At 56.3% G+C, this 14013-nt stretch carries 18 protein-coding genes; 8 read left to right on the top strand and 10 right to left on the bottom strand.

Annotation, left to right across the window (positions count from 1 at the left end; translation table 11 throughout):
- Nucleotides 1-167: 167 nt before the first annotated feature.
- The 7 genes from MOQ06_RS19845 to mdtH form a co-directional block, all read right to left on the bottom strand.
- Nucleotides 168-281, bottom strand: a complete 114-nt coding sequence (locus MOQ06_RS19845; RefSeq protein ID WP_148421764.1) for a DUF2770 family protein — start codon at nucleotides 279-281, stop codon at nucleotides 168-170.
- 50 nt (nucleotides 282-331) lie between these two features.
- Nucleotides 332-1450 (bottom strand): N-methyl-L-tryptophan oxidase, encoded by a 1119-nt coding sequence (gene solA / locus MOQ06_RS19840; RefSeq protein WP_242174534.1) that lies wholly within the window; start codon nucleotides 1448-1450, stop codon nucleotides 332-334.
- A 116-nt stretch (nucleotides 1451-1566) separates the two neighbouring features.
- Nucleotides 1567-1821 (bottom strand): biofilm formation regulator BssS, encoded by a 255-nt coding sequence (gene bssS / locus MOQ06_RS19835; RefSeq protein WP_003858012.1) that lies wholly within the window; start codon nucleotides 1819-1821, stop codon nucleotides 1567-1569.
- A 273-nt stretch (nucleotides 1822-2094) separates the two neighbouring features.
- Nucleotides 2095-2340, bottom strand: a complete 246-nt coding sequence (gene dinI, locus MOQ06_RS19830; RefSeq protein ID WP_176610640.1) for a DNA damage-inducible protein I — start codon at nucleotides 2338-2340, stop codon at nucleotides 2095-2097.
- Between the two features lie 74 nt (nucleotides 2341-2414).
- Nucleotides 2415-3461, bottom strand: a complete 1047-nt coding sequence (gene pyrC, locus MOQ06_RS19825) for a dihydroorotase (RefSeq protein WP_176610639.1) — start codon at nucleotides 3459-3461, stop codon at nucleotides 2415-2417.
- 127 nt (nucleotides 3462-3588) lie between these two features.
- Nucleotides 3589-4149, bottom strand: a complete 561-nt coding sequence (locus MOQ06_RS19820; RefSeq protein WP_242174532.1) for a lipoprotein — start codon at nucleotides 4147-4149, stop codon at nucleotides 3589-3591.
- 119 nt (nucleotides 4150-4268) lie between these two features.
- Complete coding sequence (mdtH, locus tag MOQ06_RS19815) at nucleotides 4269-5477, bottom strand: multidrug efflux MFS transporter MdtH (RefSeq protein WP_148421760.1); 1209 nt, start codon at nucleotides 5475-5477, stop codon at nucleotides 4269-4271.
- 236 nt (nucleotides 5478-5713) lie between these two features.
- On the opposite strand from mdtH, the gene rimJ reads away from it, so the two are divergent.
- The 4 genes from rimJ to murJ all read left to right on the top strand — a co-directional run bounded on the left by rimJ (nucleotide 5714) and on the right by murJ (nucleotide 9530).
- Nucleotides 5714-6298 (top strand): ribosomal protein S5-alanine N-acetyltransferase, encoded by a 585-nt coding sequence (gene rimJ, locus MOQ06_RS19810; RefSeq protein WP_047353553.1) that lies wholly within the window; start codon nucleotides 5714-5716, stop codon nucleotides 6296-6298.
- A gap of 9 nt (nucleotides 6299-6307) precedes the next feature.
- Nucleotides 6308-6958: a YceH family protein gene (locus MOQ06_RS19805; protein ID WP_176610637.1), complete on the top strand. Its 651-nt coding sequence runs from the start codon at nucleotides 6308-6310 to the stop codon at nucleotides 6956-6958.
- Nucleotides 6959-6960: 2 nt separating this feature from the next.
- The gene (locus MOQ06_RS19800) at nucleotides 6961-7884 is read left to right on the top strand and encodes a Gfo/Idh/MocA family oxidoreductase (RefSeq protein ID WP_148421758.1); all 924 of its coding nucleotides are present in this window, start codon (nucleotides 6961-6963) and stop codon (nucleotides 7882-7884) included.
- 110 nt (nucleotides 7885-7994) lie between these two features.
- Nucleotides 7995-9530, top strand: a complete 1536-nt coding sequence (gene murJ, locus MOQ06_RS19795) for a murein biosynthesis integral membrane protein MurJ (RefSeq protein ID WP_148421757.1) — start codon at nucleotides 7995-7997, stop codon at nucleotides 9528-9530.
- Nucleotides 9531-9589: 59 nt separating this feature from the next.
- Here the strand turns inward: murJ and flgN are convergent, their stop codons facing one another.
- The 3 genes from flgN to flgA form a co-directional block, all read right to left on the bottom strand.
- The gene (flgN, locus tag MOQ06_RS19790; RefSeq protein ID WP_176610636.1) at nucleotides 9590-10015 is read right to left on the bottom strand and encodes a flagella biosynthesis chaperone FlgN; all 426 of its coding nucleotides are present in this window, start codon (nucleotides 10013-10015) and stop codon (nucleotides 9590-9592) included.
- Nucleotides 10016-10019: 4 nt separating this feature from the next.
- Nucleotides 10020-10313: a flagellar biosynthesis anti-sigma factor FlgM gene (flgM, locus tag MOQ06_RS19785; protein ID WP_148421755.1), complete on the bottom strand. Its 294-nt coding sequence runs from the start codon at nucleotides 10311-10313 to the stop codon at nucleotides 10020-10022.
- Between the two features lie 93 nt (nucleotides 10314-10406).
- The gene (gene flgA / locus MOQ06_RS19780; protein ID WP_148421754.1) at nucleotides 10407-11066 is read right to left on the bottom strand and encodes a flagellar basal body P-ring formation chaperone FlgA; all 660 of its coding nucleotides are present in this window, start codon (nucleotides 11064-11066) and stop codon (nucleotides 10407-10409) included.
- Nucleotides 11067-11223: 157 nt separating this feature from the next.
- Between flgA and flgB the strand changes: the two genes are divergently transcribed.
- Genes flgB through flgE form a run of 4 tightly spaced genes read left to right on the top strand, consistent with a single transcriptional unit; the run spans nucleotide 11224 to nucleotide 14005 of the window.
- On the top strand, nucleotides 11224-11640 hold the full coding sequence (gene flgB, locus MOQ06_RS19775; RefSeq protein ID WP_242174529.1) for a flagellar basal body rod protein FlgB: 417 nt from the start codon (nucleotides 11224-11226) through the stop codon (nucleotides 11638-11640).
- 3 nt (nucleotides 11641-11643) lie between these two features.
- Entirely contained in the window at nucleotides 11644-12048 is a 405-nt protein-coding gene (flgC, locus tag MOQ06_RS19770) for a flagellar basal body rod protein FlgC (RefSeq protein ID WP_148421752.1), read from the top strand.
- 11 nt (nucleotides 12049-12059) lie between these two features.
- Nucleotides 12060-12770: a flagellar hook assembly protein FlgD gene (flgD, locus tag MOQ06_RS19765; protein ID WP_148421751.1), complete on the top strand. Its 711-nt coding sequence runs from the start codon at nucleotides 12060-12062 to the stop codon at nucleotides 12768-12770.
- A gap of 26 nt (nucleotides 12771-12796) precedes the next feature.
- The gene (gene flgE / locus MOQ06_RS19760; RefSeq protein WP_148421750.1) at nucleotides 12797-14005 is read left to right on the top strand and encodes a flagellar hook protein FlgE; all 1209 of its coding nucleotides are present in this window, start codon (nucleotides 12797-12799) and stop codon (nucleotides 14003-14005) included.
- Nucleotides 14006-14013: the final 8 nt, after the last annotated feature.

Here is a 14013-nt window from a genome sequence, read left to right as displayed (position 1 = left end):
CTGAAAAAAAAGGATAATGATTTTTATTTAATTTATTTCAGCGAATTTGAATGTTTTTCCGCAATGTATTTCAATTGCTTCGTTCAATAAATTTGAGGGGCTGATTTTTAAAAAAAAAGGAAGTTAAATAAACTTAAGGGAGTGTCAGTAAACGTCAGCGAGGGTTTTCAGAAGAAGACAATATAAATGACATCGATAATTGCCAGCAGCGACCAGAGAAGAAGGTAGAGCATGAAATGCTCGCGGATGTTATTGATAAGGTAATTTACCAGTCTGCGCATAACGCCTCTGTAGCTAAACAGGCTCCGGTTATTCGGAGCCTGGGGAGGTATTATCGGTCAAAGCGCGAGAGCGCGAAGGGTTTCAGATCAAACTGAGGCGAAATACCCTGGGCGAACTGGGCGGCGATTTCCCCCAACACCGAGGCAAATTTAAACCCGTGACCGCTAAGCCCGGTTACGATCAGGGTGTTGTCGTGTCCGGGCAGGGTGTCGATGATAAAGTCTTCATCTGGCGTATTGTCATAGGTGCACGCCGCGCCATACAGCAGGCCGCCCACGCCCGGCAGGATGTTGCGCAGGAACATAAAGGCTTCGGAGCCATCCTGCGGATAAGCCCCGAACGGCTTGCGCTCTTCAGGAGAGGTGATGATTTGTCCGCCGTTGTGTTTGCCGATCTTGAGCGCGTCTTTTTCGGAAGGGAAACCGTAGAACTGATCGCCGTTGGGTAACTCGCCGGTGAACGCCGGGAATTTATTCTGGCTGCTGTAGCGTCCATCAGACTGGAACCAGGAGAAGACCTTGCGTACCGGCTGGACGGGCAGGTCCGGCAGCAGCTTCGTTACCCACGTTCCCGCACTCACCAGCAGGCGCGTCGCAGTATACTCGCCGTCAGGTGTGGTGACCGTAGCACCCCCGGCATGGTGACTGATGGCCGTAACCGGGCAATTAAACAGCTGCGCGCAGCCCGCCCTGGCGGCTAAATCAATCCAGGTTTTAATGGCCGTTTCGCAGTGCAGTACGCCAGAGTTGGCCTCAAACAAACCAATGTAATCGTCAGGAACGGAAATTTCCGGCCAGCGCGCCATTATGCCGTTCGCGTCCAGACGCTCGACGTCCAGGTGGAAAGCTTTTGCGCTCTCTTCGAGGGTGGACAGAAACGCCGAGTCGGCTGGCCCAAGATTGATAATCCCGGTGCGCTCAAATATGCGCTCCTCGGTCTGCGCGGCAAGCTCGTCCCACAGCGTTTGCGCACGAAGCACAAGCGGTACGTAACGTTCACCCTCACCATAAGCGTGACGGATCAGGCGGGTATCGCCGTGATGGCTTCCTTCTGAATGCGGGGGAAGGTGCGCGTCGATCATCAGCACATTCAGGCCGGCCTGCGTGGCGTAATAGCCGGCGGCAGATCCTACGGAGCCGCTTCCAATAATGATTAAATCGTAAGTCATAGGCTTCTCTTCACTAACGCTTTGTTAGCAGAGTAATTAACTGTGCGGGCTTATACAAGAACGAAATAAATAAGGCACCGCGAGGGTGCCTGTGGAGTGAAAATGCGGGCATGAGATTAATGCCGTTTATACTCATTTTCCTGATAGTCGCCAGATTCTATTTTTGCAATGCCTGCTTCCAAAATAGAGATAAACTGACGGGCGACGTCTGTTGTAAGCCACAGCGTCTGTCCAACTTCAGCTTCGTCACGGTTTAGCTGATTCGGGGTCTGGTAGTGCAAACGCAGCATCAGCGCGTCGTAGCTGTCTACGGTGCTGATATCCCAGCCAACAAGCGGATGGGTCTGGATGACTTCACTATTCTTTTCCATTATAACCCCCTTAATGCGTGTTAGAAGACAACGACTTTGAGGTTCAATGCATGTTTTTCTGAAGCATTTTCAGTATACCAATTAATAAGGGTTCCGCAGGAAAAAATAAATGGGTAGCAACACATTTTTATGGTTTTTAGGATTGTTCGAACAATAAAACGCCATCTTGTTCACGATTTTCTAAGAAGATGCTGAAATATTTTGAACTTTCGGGAAGCGAAACGAAAAAAAGCCGGGGCGACCCGGCAAAAAAACACAATGAGGGAGCAAATTTTAATCCGTGATGAACCAGTCGTCGGCGCTTTCCCAGGTTTCCTGCAAAATTTCGCTGATGCGTTCTTTGTCTTCTTTCGCTCCGCCGATGACGGAGAGATGGTTTGCCGTTGCATAACGTACCGTTACGGCGCCACCGTTTTCAGGAAATGTGCTGTTAATACGTCGGGATAACTCACCCGCCAGGGCGTCAAGCGCGCCAGCAGGCAGAACGTTGGTTTTGGCAATCGTGACTTCAATACGCATAAATGCCCCCTGTGCAATGTACTGTGTATTTATACAGTCATCTAAGCGGTTTGACAACAGGGGGCGTGGTTTTTTTAGCGTTTGACCGACCAGCTTACGGTTTCACCTGCCAGGAATGGGATCAGCGTATCATCGGTGAGCGCGATAGATTCTTCGACCTGGCTTTCCTTACGCTCCAGTTCAATGAAGGTGTCATTGACCGGCAGCCCATAGAAGCGCGGGCCGTTGAGGGAGCAGAACGCTTCAAAATGCGCTAACGCATTCATCTCTTCAAACACGGTTGCGTAGCTTGCGAGCGCGGTTGGCGCGTTGAAGCAACCCGCACAGCCGCAGCTTGCCTCTTTACGATGGCGGGCGTGCGGGGCGGAGTCGGTGCCGAGGAAGGCGCGGGAGAAGCCGCTGGCGACCAGCTCACGCAGCGCCTGCTGGTGGATATTACGCTTGAGGATCGGCAGGCAGTACAGGTGTGGACGCACGCCGCCCACCAGCATGTGGTTACGGTTAAACATCAGGTGCTGAGGGGTGATGGTGGCAGCGATCAGCTCGTTACCGTCGCGGACGTACTCCGCGGCATCTTTCGTCGTGATGTGCTCAAACACCACCTTCAGTGCCGGAAGACGCTGGCGCAGCGGCTCCATCACCGTTTCGATAAAACGCGCTTCGCGATCGAAGATGTCAATTTCTGCGTGAGTCACTTCCCCGTGCACCAGCAGCGGCATTCCCAGCTTTTGCATACGCTCCAGCACGGGCATGATGGCGTCGATGCTGGTCACCCCGTGGCTGGAGTTGGTGGTGGCATTGGCGGGGTAGAGCTTAGCGGCGGTGAACACGCCTTCGTTAAAGCCGCGCTCGACTTCATTCGGATCCAGAGAGTCCGTCAGGTAGCAGGTCATCAGCGGGGTGAAATCGTGTCCGGCCGGAACGGCGTCAAGGATGCGCTGGCGGTAGGCGACAGCGGCATCGACGGTAGTGACTGGCGGAACCAGGTTGGGCATTACAATCGCGCGGCCATAGATTTCGCTGGTATAAGGCACGACGGTTTTCAGCATATCGCCATCGCGCAGATGGATATGCCAGTCGTCAGGGCGGCGGATTTTGAGAACCTGGGATTGTACAGTCATGGAAGCTCCGGCTTGAAAGGGATCAGTCATAAGATGGCTGTTTTTGCCGGACACAAATCATAAGCGTAAACGTTTTCGTTTGCACACTTTTCCGTAAAAAAAAAGGGCGCCTGAGCGCCCTGTGCGGTTAGTCGGTGAACGGTATGATAATCTCTCCCGGTTTCACCTCTATCCCTTTGGCATATTTTTTCGCCAGCGACTCGCTTTTGCTCTTGTCTTCGCTAAGGACATAGGCAGGCTGCTGGTTAAAGTAGTTCTGCAACGACTGGTTAAGGTAAGGCATCAGCGTTTGCAGCACCGGTTTCATTTTCTCCGGCGTCACAACCGCATCGACGATTTCCATCTCCTGCAGGAAAATCGCCCCTTTCTCTTTATTGAAGACCGGCAGCGCCTTGAGCTTCAGTTTAATATCTGCTTTCTGATTGCCGAAGAGCGAGGTCATGTCCAGGCTGGCATCGCCGGAAAGGGTAACCTTGTTTGGCTCTTCGCGCCCGATCTGGCTGGCGAGATTCGACAGGACGATATGCGCATCCGCAAGGCCGGGCACGCCGATATCTTTTGAAAAGTTATTATGTTTTTCCAGCGCCTGATTAATTTCCTGCTCACTGACGGTGTACTGCGTAAGCTGGTTACATCCCACCAGCAGCCCGCTGACAATTAACGCAGCGGCAATAACGATCTTTTTCATGGCGTTCCTCAACATAAAATCGGCGCATCTGTCCTGATACGCCAGTATGTCAGGGTGATCCCGCAGAAACCAGCAGAAAAAACCGATAGTGAAGGGCGCAGAACAGTCCCCGCGGAAGGTCAGGCGCCAGGCTCCAGCATGCCGCGCGTGCTGCGTTTATCGCTGAACTGCCACCAGAGGGCAACGAGCGTCATAAAGCCGACCATGCCGAGCATTACCCACGGCAGCTCCGGCTGATGGAGCGCTTTTCCGGCATCGAACAGCCAGCCGCCACCGGTGTAGCCCAGCGCACCGCCAAGGGCCAGCCCAAGGCGGCTGAACCCCATGTAGCTGCCGCGGGCACGGGCGTCGGCAAGTGACGCGCTCAGCGTTTCACGCGCCGGCTCGGCAATGATGGAGCCGATGTAGAACGTGCAGATCAGCATAAACAGCTGCTGAAGCGAGCTCACCAGACCGATGGGCATCATGCTCAGCGTCATCAGCAAAAGCCCGGCCATCAGGCGGTGCTCGAGCCGGAAACGACGCTCGCTCCAGCGGGCAATCGGGTAAAGCAGGGTCAGAGACAGGCAGGCCTCAATGGCATACATCCATTTCACCGCCGCCGGCGTGCCTGCAATATCATTAACCATAATCGGCAGCATCAGCATGACCTGCACGGCGAGCATATAGTAGCCGGTGAGCGTCAGAACATACGTCACGAAGCGTTTATCGCTCAGCACGCGGTCAAGCCCTTCACGCACCGGCGCTTTGACCGTCGACAGCTTCCACGCCGGAAGATACAGGCCGTTAAACAGGGCGCAGAGCATAAATAAGACCGCACCGGTGGCGCAGACCAGGCGGAAATCGTATTGCAGCAGCCAGCTTCCCAGCAGAGCGCCCACGACGGCGCCCGCGCTGTCCTGCATCATCAAAATTGAGAAGAACCTTCCCCGGTGCTGCGGACGGATGAGCTTGACCACCAGCGCGGTACGCGGTGGATCGAAAAGGGTGCCGCCAATCCCGGAAAGGAAGCAGGAGAACCACAGCAGCCAGGGCTCATGGGCGATAGCCATGGTGGCAAAGCCCGCCGCGCGTAACAGCATGCCGGTGACGATCATCGGTTTTGCGCCAAAGCGATCGGCAATGGCGCCGCCGAACACGCCCAGTCCCTGCTGAACAAACTGGCGCAAGCCCAGGGCTATACCGACCATCAGCGCCGCCCAGCCCATTTGATCGACAAAGCGGATCGATATCAGCGGAAAAACGACAAAAAAGCCGAGCACGACCAGCATGTTATCGACGAGCAGGAAATATTTACCCAGGCTCCTGGCCTGTGATACGCGGGACATTTTCCCTCCAGGGAAAATAAAAGGTGAGCACGCTAACATTCTGCGGTGTCGCCGGGCTTTTTCCCATACCTGAAGGCGACAATATTTTTTTATCAAAAAGGTGCTTTGATAGAGAGTTCTCATCGAAAAATGCAAAAAGCGATAAAAATGGTATGTCACTGTTTTCACAGAAGGCACGGGCGCAGGTATAGTAAAGCTAACAGGCAGAGCAGAAGCGACGGGAAGGAGTGGTATCGATGTTTGGCTATCGCAGTAATGTGCCGAAAGTGCGTCTGACAACGGACAGGCTGGTCGTTCGTCTGGTGCATGAGCGTGATGCCTGGCGTCTGGCGGATTATTACGCCGAGAATCGCCAGTTTTTAAAACCCTGGGAACCCGTTCGGGACGAGAGCCACTGCTACCCCTCCGGCTGGCAGGCGCGCCTCAGCATGATTGCGGAATTTCATAAGCAGGGAAGCGCGTTTTACTTCGCGCTTCTCGATCCGGAAGAGAAAGAGATCGTTGGTATCGCCAATTTTTCAAACGTAGTGCGCGGATCGTTTCATGCCTGCTACCTCGGATACTCCATTGGCCAGAAATGGCAGGGGCAGGGGCTTATGTTTGAGGCGCTGACGGCGGCGATTCGCTATATGCAGCGTACGCAACATATTCATCGCATCATGGCGAACTACATGCCGCACAACAAGCGCAGCGGCGATCTGCTGGCCCGCCTGGGGTTTGAAAAAGAGGGCTATGCCAAAGATTATCTGCTGATTGACGGCGAGTGGCGGGACCATGTTCTTACCGCGCTCACCACGCAGGACTGGACCGCGGGTCGTTAAGGAGAAAAAATGAAATATCGTTTAAATGGCACCGAAGCGCGCGTGATCGGCTGCCTGCTGGAAAAACAGGTCACGACGCCGGAACAGTATCCTCTTTCCGTCAATGCCGTTACGATGGCCTGCAATCAAAAGACGAACCGTGAGCCGGTCATGAACCTCGCCGAACACGAGGTGCAGGACACGCTCGACGAGCTGGTGAAACGCCATTATCTGCGCACCGTCAGCGGCTTCGGTAATCGCGTCACCAAGTACGAACAGCGCTTCTGCAATTCTGAATTTGGCGATCTAAAATTCAGCGCCGCAGAAGTGGCGGCGATCGCCACGCTGCTGCTGCGCGGGGCGCAGACGCCGGGCGAGCTGCGCACTCGCGCCTCCCGCATGCATGAGTTTCGTGACATGCAGGAGGTTGAACAGACGCTGGACGGGCTGGCTTCCCGTGACGACGGCCCTTACGTGGTGCGCCTGGCCCGCGAGCCGGGCAAGCGTGAAAGCCGCTATATGCATCTGTTCAGCGGCGACGTGGACACTTCCGCGCTGGCCGTTGGAGCCAGCACGCCTGCGGCAAACGACAGCCTGGCTGCCCGCGTGGAAGCGCTGGAGGACGAAGTTGCCGGGCTGAAGCAGCGTCTGGATGCTTTACTCGCTCATCTGGGAGATTAATCGTGACGACATTACGCATTGGTGTTGTGGGTCTTGGCGGGATTGCGCAAAAAGCCTGGCTGCCGGTTTTAGGCGCAGCGTCGGACTGGACGCTGCAGGGGGCGTGGTCGCCCACTCGCGAAAAGGCAGAGCGTATCTGCGAAACCTGGCGCATCCCTTATGCGGGTTCGCTGCAGGATTTGGCCCGAGAATGCGATGCGGTATTTGTACACACTTCGACCGCGACGCATTACCAGGTCGTGAGCGAGTTGCTGAACGCGGGCGTTCACGTCTGCGTGGATAAGCCGCTGGCGGAAAACGTGCAGGATGCTGAAAGGCTGATAGATCTGGCCGCGCGTAAAAACCTGACGCTGATGGTCGGTTTCAACCGCCGCTTCGCGCCTCTCTACCAGCAGCTTAAGGCGCAGTCCGGGTCCTTTGCCTCGCTGCGAATGGACAAGCACCGTACCGACAGCGTTGGCCCGAACGATCTGCGCTTCACGCTGCTGGATGACTATCTGCACGTGGTGGACACGGCGCTGTGGCTGAGCAACGGCAATGCGCAGCTGCAAAGCGGCACGTTGCTCACCAACGAGCAGGGAGAGATGGTTTACGCCGAACATCATTTTGCCGTTGAGCATTTGCAGGTGACGACCAGCATGCACCGCCGTGCGGGCAGCCAGCGCGAGTCCGTGCAGGCCGTAACGGATGGCGCGCTGTATGACGTAACCGATATGCGAGAGTGGCGGGAAGAGAAGGGCAAGGGCGTGGTCACGTTACCGGTTCCCGGCTGGCAGAGCACGCTGGAGCAGCGGGGCTTCGTCGGCTGCGCGCGTCACTTCATCACCTGCGTGCAAAATCAGACGGTTCCTGAAACGTCCGGAGAGCAGGCGATTCTGGCGCAACGCATCGTAGAACGACTCTGGCGCGAAGCGATGTCGGAATAACCCGCTGTAACATCTGCCGATAGTAATTCGTTTAAATCGCGGTAGACTAAGCGCTTCTTCAACGCCTGCTTTGCAGGCGTTTTGCCGTATGGTTGTGGAACTTCACGTTAATGAACTTATTAAAATCGCTGGCGGCCGTCAGCTCGATGACCATGTTTTCTCGCGTGCTTGGCTTTGCGCGCGACGCCATTGTGGCCAGGGTTTTTGGCGCAGGAATGGCGACTGACGCCTTTTTCGTCGCGTTTAAGCTGCCGAACCTGCTGCGCCGCATCTTTGCCGAAGGGGCGTTCTCGCAGGCGTTTGTCCCGATCCTCGCGGAATATAAAAGCAAGCAGGGCGAAGATGCCACCCGCGTGTTTGTTGCCTACGTCTCCGGCCTGCTGACGCTGGCGCTGGCGATCGTTACCGTGCTGGGGATGCTGGCCGCCCCCTGGGTGATCATGGTGACGGCGCCGGGTTTTGCCGACACGGCGGATAAATTTGCCCTGACCACGCAGCTGCTGCGTATCACGTTTCCCTATATTCTGCTGATTTCGCTGGCGTCGCTGGTGGGGGCGATCCTGAATACCTGGAACCGCTTCTCCGTTCCGGCGTTTGCCCCCACGTTCCTTAACGTCAGCATGATCGGCTTCGCCCTGTTTGCCGCGCCGCATTTTAACCCGCCGGTGCTGGCGCTGGCCTGGGCCGTGACCGTTGGCGGCGTGCTGCAGCTTGCTTACCAGCTTCCGCACCTGAAAAAGATCGGCATGCTGGTCCTGCCGCGCATTAATTTCAAAGATGCCGGCGCAATGCGGGTTATCAAACAGATGGGGCCGGCGATACTCGGGGTGTCCGTCAGCCAGATCTCGCTCATCATTAATACCATCTTTGCCTCTTTCCTGGTTTCTGGCTCGGTCTCCTGGATGTACTACGCTGACCGCCTGATGGAGTTTCCGTCCGGCGTGCTGGGCGTGGCGCTGGGTACCATTCTGCTGCCGTCGCTGTCGAAAAGTTTTGCCAGCGGCAATCACGATGAATATTGCCGCCTGATGGACTGGGGTCTGCGTCTCTGTTTCCTGCTGGCGTTGCCCAGCGCGGTGGCGCTGGGGATCCTGGCGAAACCGCTGACGGTATCGCTGTTCCAGTACGGAAAGTTCACCGCTTTTGATGCGGCCATGACGCAGCGGGCGCTTATCGCCTACTCGGTGGGCTTAATGGGGCTGATTGTGGTTAAGGTGCTGGCGCCGGGCTTTTACTCCCGTCAGGACATCAAAACGCCGGTTAAGATTGCCATTGTGACGCTGATTATGACGCAGCTGATGAACCTGGCGTTTATCGGTCCCCTGAAGCATGCGGGTTTGTCATTGTCGATTGGCCTGGCAGCCTGCCTGAACGCCGGGCTGCTGTACTGGCAGCTGCGCAAGCAGGATATCTTTACGCCGCAGCCTGGCTGGGCACGTTTTCTGCTGCGTCTGGTGATCGCGGTACTGGTGATGGCGGCAGCGCTGGCTGGCATGCTGTACGTGATGCCCGACTGGGCGCAGGGCACCATGCCTTACCGTCTGATGCGCCTGATGGCCGTGGTGGCCGTGGGCGTGGTGGCCTACTTCGCCACGCTGGCGGTGCTCGGCTTCAAGGTAAAAGAGTTTACCCGCCGCACGGTATAAACGACAAAAGGGGAGTTCACCGGACGGTGCTCCCCGCTTCATGACCTGCCGCTATCGCGTCAAATCGAAATCTTTTTCCCGCCCGTAATACGTGCCGTGGCTGCCTGGCCATCCGCACCGTACAGCCCTGGCTCTTTATGGGGCTTTAACACCTCAAGCGCCTGCTGGTTCCGGATAATCTGACCTTCCAGCAGCCAGCCGTTGTGCTGGTTGAGATCGCGCAGATGCTGGGTTTTTTCTGTAATGGTCTGCCAGCGTTCATTCATCTCGTCATTGGCGCTGCGTTTCTGATCCTGCTCAGCGCGACGCTGTTTTTCGAGATAATCCAGCGTCGCCAGAAGCGAGCTTTTGTCTTCAGTAATGCGTTGCAACGCGCTGCCGTTGATTTGACCAGAAGAGAGGTGCTGCTGTTCTGCGTCCATCACGGTTTTCAGGTCGTTCAGGACCACCGTCATCTGATCCAGTATTTCTGACAGTCGACTCATACGATTAGTTACTCTGCAGGAAACTCTGGGCGTCCTGAATCAGCGCATCAGCAATTTTGCTGGTATCCATTTTCAGTTCACCGTTACGGATGGCCGTTTTCAGGGCCTCAACGCGTTCCATGTTGATATCGCTGCTGCCTGGCTGCATCAGCTTCGACTGGGCATCGCTCAGGGTGACGCTGGTGCTGTTAGCCGTCGAGGTTTTTTCCAGACGCGTTTTCTGCGCTGGCGTGTCATTCGTTTCGCGAGGTTGTACAGTGCTAACCGGCTTCAGGGCTGATGTACGATCAATGCTCATAGTGTTGTCCTCATCGAGGGTTCGCGGCGTTGGCGCCTGACATCATCATTTGTTGAATATTTATCGGCAGTCGCCGCGAAATCTTTAAAAAGATTACAGGTTAATCAGAATATTCCCATCAGGACCGACGGTGCCGCTGACCACCTGGCCTGAGGACATTCTGACCCGCGCGTTTTGCGCCACGGCGGCATTATTCAGTGCCTTCCCCTCGCTGTTGATGCTAAAGCCCTCTCCGTTGGCAACCACCATCACCTGTTGACCAGCTTTTACCCGCCACGCCTGGCGCAGCATAGAGAGCTGTATCGCCTGTCCCGGCGCGACGTCGCGCAGGCTGACGGCCTCCTGCGCCTGGTTAATATCGAGCATGGTGCGTGGCGGAAGCTGATCCAGCCTGCCTCGCTTCAGCGTCACGCTCTCTGGCTGCAACAGGCTGCCTCTGGGAATGGGGACCGCGGCGACAACATAATTGCCCGTCGCCTGAACCGCAACCTGTAAATAGCGCTTTTCATTGGCGCAGCGCGCCAGCACGTTCACGTTGCCCCACAGCTTTGTGCTGCCGGTAACGCTGAACGACGGTGCCTCACAGGTTGGATAAAGATTGGATGGAGTACGCACCGTCACGCGAACGTCATCGCTAAAACCGGCCAGCTTCTGTGCAAAGAAGGCGTTGAGCTGTTCTTCTACGCCCCCAGCCTGCACGAGGGGGCTTACAAGCAGCAGGGTTGCCGCCAGGCCACGTTTTAAAGTCTGCATCGCATGTCCCACCATTTCCAGAATTAACCAAATTCTACCCGCAGCGGTTTTGCATCAACGCAACAAATAGCGACGCATTTTGCGCTTATTCCGTCGATAAGGGAGACGCCCTGAGATTTAAGCTGTGAACTGAAATTTTGCCATCAGCGGAGGAGACATGCTCGATAAACTCGACGCCGCGTTACGTTTTCAGCAGGAAGCGCTCAACTTACGCGCCCAGCGGCAGGAGATTTTAGCCGCCAATATCGCTAACGCGGATACCCCGGGGTATCAGGCGCGCGATATTGATTTTTCCAGTGAACTCAAAAAAGTGATGGAGCGTGGACGTGCCGAAGGAATGGGTGTCGCACTTGCCCTGACGTCTTCACGTCATATTCCCGCTCAGGCGATGACCGCGCCACCAACCGACCTGCTTTACCGTATTCCCGATCAGCCCTCGCTTGACGGTAACACCGTCGACATGGACCGGGAGCGTACACAGTTTGCCGATAACAGCCTGCAATACCAGACAGGCCTGACGCTGCTCGGCGGACAAATCAAAGGCATGATGACCGTCCTGCAGGGGGGCAACTAGTAAATGGCCTTGCTGAATATTTTTGATATCGCCGGTTCGGCGCTAACGGCGCAGTCCCAGCGGCTGAACGTGGCCGCCAGTAACCTTGCCAACGCCGACAGCGTAACCGGGCCGGACGGACAGCCGTACCGCGCGAAGCAGGTGGTCTTTCAGGTCAATGCCGCACCGGGTGCGGCAACGGGCGGCGTGAAGGTGGCGGAGGTGGTTGAGAGCCAGGCACCTGACAAGCTGGTTTACGAGCCGGGCAACCCGCTCGCGGATGCCAGCGGTTACGTGAAAATGCCGAACGTGGATGTGGTCGGGGAGATGGTGAACTCCATGTCCGCATCCCGCAGCTACCAGGCAAACGTCGAAGTGCTTAATACCGTGAAGAGCATGATGCTCAAAACACTCACTCTCGGCCAGTAAAGGAGACACGCATGTCCATCGCCGTAAACGTGAATGACCCGACAAATACGGGCGTCAACAGCGCCAGAAGCGCCACCGGTTCCAGCTCCCTTACGGGGAGTAATGCCTCCGATTTACAGAGCAGCTTTTTGACCCTGCTGGTGGCGCAGCTGAAGAACCAGGATCCTACCAACCCGATGCAGAACAACGAACTGACCACGCAGCTTGCGCAGATCAGTACCGTCAGCGGCATCGAGAAGCTGAACACCACGCTCGGCTCTGTTTCCGGACAAATCGACAACAGCCAGTCCCTGCAGGCCGCCAACCTGATCGGCCACGGGGTGATGATTCCGGGCACCACTATTCTGGCTGGCACCAGCACCACCGATGGCACGTCCACTACCACCACCACGCCGTTTGGCGTTGAGTTGCAGCAGCCGGCAGACAAGGTCACCGCCACCATCAAAGACGCCAGCGGTAACGTGGTGCGCACGATTGAGATTGGCGAGCTGAAAGCGGGCGTCCATACCTTTACCTGGGACGGCAGCCTGACCGACGGTACCAAAGCGCCTAACGGATCGTATCAGGTGGCGATTAGCGCCAGCAGCGGTACCACCCAGCTGGTGGCTCAGCCGCTGCAGTTTGCGCTGGTTCAGGGCGTCATCCGGGGTAGCGACGGTAACAAACTGGATTTGGGTACCTCCGGTACCACCACGCTCGACGAAGTTCGGCAGATTATCTAAGCCTTAATACTTATCAGGAGTAAGTCATGGCCTTTTCTCAAGCGGTCAGCGGCCTGAATGCTGCGGCCACCAACCTGGACGTCATTGGCAACAACATCGCCAACTCCGCGACCTATGGTTTTAAATCCGGTACTGCGTCTTTCGCAGACATGTTTGCAGGCTCTAAGGTGGGCCTGGGCGTGAAGGTCGCGGGCATCACCCAGGACTTCACCGACGGCACGACCACCAACACCGGTCGCGGTCTGGACGTTGCCATCAGCCAGAACGGTTTCTTCCGCATGGTGGATGCTAACGGTTCCGTGTTCTACAGCCGTAACGGCCAGTTCAAGCTGGACGAAAACCGTAACCTGGTGAACATGCAGGGGCTTCAGTTAACCGGTTATCCGGTTGCGGGTACGCCGCCAACGGTGCAAACCGGTGCGAACCCGCAGGCGATTTCCATTCCAACGACGCTGATGGCGGCGAAATCCACCACCACGGCTTCTCAGCAGATCAACCTGAACTCCACCGATACCGCGCCAACTGTCGCCTTCGACCCGGCCAACCCTGACTCTTACAACAAGAAAGGCACCGTGACGGTGTTTGACAGCCAGGGTAATGCCCACAACATGAACCTGTTCTACGTTAAGAACGCAACGCCGGCCAACTCGTGGAAAGTCTTTTCCCAGGACGGCAGCGTGGCGGGCGGCGCGATAACGGAAGAGACCACGCTGACCTTTAACGAGAGCGGCGTGCTGACGGGCGGCGGAAACGTCAATATCACGACGGGTACCGTTCCGGGTGCAACGCCGGCCACGTTTGCCATGAGCTTCGCTAACTCCATGCAGCAAAACACCGGCGCGAACAACATCGTGGCGACTAACCAGAACGGCTACAAGCCGGGCGATCTGGTGAGCTACCAGATTAACGATGACGGCACCGTTGTGGGTAACTATTCAAACGAACAGACCCAGGTGCTGGGCCAGATCGTGCTGGCAAACTTCGCCAACAACGAAGGTCTGAAGTCCGAAGGAAATAACGTCTGGTCTGCCACCCAGTCCTCCGGCGTTGCCCTGCTGGGTACCGCGGGTTCCGGTAACTTCGGCACGCTGACCAACGGCGCGCTGGAAGCCTCCAACGTCGATCTGAGTAAAGAGCTGGTGAACATGATCGTCGCGCAACGTAACTACCAGTCCAATGCGCAGACCATCAAAACCCAGGATCAGATCCTCAACACGCTGGTTAACCTGCGTTAAGCAGCTGA

Source organism: Enterobacter sp. I4 (assembly GCF_022669095.1).
Lineage (GTDB): Bacteria > Pseudomonadota > Gammaproteobacteria > Enterobacterales > Enterobacteriaceae > Enterobacter > Enterobacter pasteurii.
The sequence above is the reverse complement of the archived record's forward strand: the minus strand, read 5'-3'. Positions and strand labels throughout refer to the sequence as shown.

Excerpts from the sequence above, each read along its gene's own strand:
- MOQ06_RS19845 (WP_148421764.1), bottom strand. The coding sequence starts at position 281 with ATGCGCAGACTGGTAAATTACCTTATCAATAACATCCGCGAGCATTTC.
- solA (WP_242174534.1), bottom strand. The coding sequence starts at position 1,450 with ATGACTTACGATTTAATCATTATTGGAAGCGGCTCCGTAGGATCTGCC.
- bssS (WP_003858012.1), bottom strand. The coding sequence starts at position 1,821 with ATGGAAAAGAATAGTGAAGTCATCCAGACCCATCCGCTTGTTGGCTGG.
- dinI (WP_176610640.1), bottom strand. The coding sequence starts at position 2,340 with ATGCGTATTGAAGTCACGATTGCCAAAACCAACGTTCTGCCTGCTGGC.
- pyrC (WP_176610639.1), bottom strand. The coding sequence starts at position 3,461 with ATGACTGTACAATCCCAGGTTCTCAAAATCCGCCGCCCTGACGACTGG.
- MOQ06_RS19820 (WP_242174532.1), bottom strand. The coding sequence starts at position 4,149 with ATGAAAAAGATCGTTATTGCCGCTGCGTTAATTGTCAGCGGGCTGCTG.
- mdtH (WP_148421760.1), bottom strand. The coding sequence starts at position 5,477 with ATGTCCCGCGTATCACAGGCCAGGAGCCTGGGTAAATATTTCCTGCTC.
- rimJ (WP_047353553.1), top strand. The coding sequence starts at position 5,714 with ATGTTTGGCTATCGCAGTAATGTGCCGAAAGTGCGTCTGACAACGGAC.
- MOQ06_RS19805 (WP_176610637.1), top strand. The coding sequence starts at position 6,308 with ATGAAATATCGTTTAAATGGCACCGAAGCGCGCGTGATCGGCTGCCTG.
- murJ (WP_148421757.1), top strand. The coding sequence starts at position 7,995 with ATGAACTTATTAAAATCGCTGGCGGCCGTCAGCTCGATGACCATGTTT.
- flgN (WP_176610636.1), bottom strand. The coding sequence starts at position 10,015 with ATGAGTCGACTGTCAGAAATACTGGATCAGATGACGGTGGTCCTGAAC.
- flgM (WP_148421755.1), bottom strand. The coding sequence starts at position 10,313 with ATGAGCATTGATCGTACATCAGCCCTGAAGCCGGTTAGCACTGTACAA.
- flgA (WP_148421754.1), bottom strand. The coding sequence starts at position 11,066 with ATGCAGACTTTAAAACGTGGCCTGGCGGCAACCCTGCTGCTTGTAAGC.
- flgB (WP_242174529.1), top strand. The coding sequence starts at position 11,224 with ATGCTCGATAAACTCGACGCCGCGTTACGTTTTCAGCAGGAAGCGCTC.
- flgC (WP_148421752.1), top strand. The coding sequence starts at position 11,644 with ATGGCCTTGCTGAATATTTTTGATATCGCCGGTTCGGCGCTAACGGCG.
- flgD (WP_148421751.1), top strand. The coding sequence starts at position 12,060 with ATGTCCATCGCCGTAAACGTGAATGACCCGACAAATACGGGCGTCAAC.
- flgE (WP_148421750.1), top strand. The coding sequence starts at position 12,797 with ATGGCCTTTTCTCAAGCGGTCAGCGGCCTGAATGCTGCGGCCACCAAC.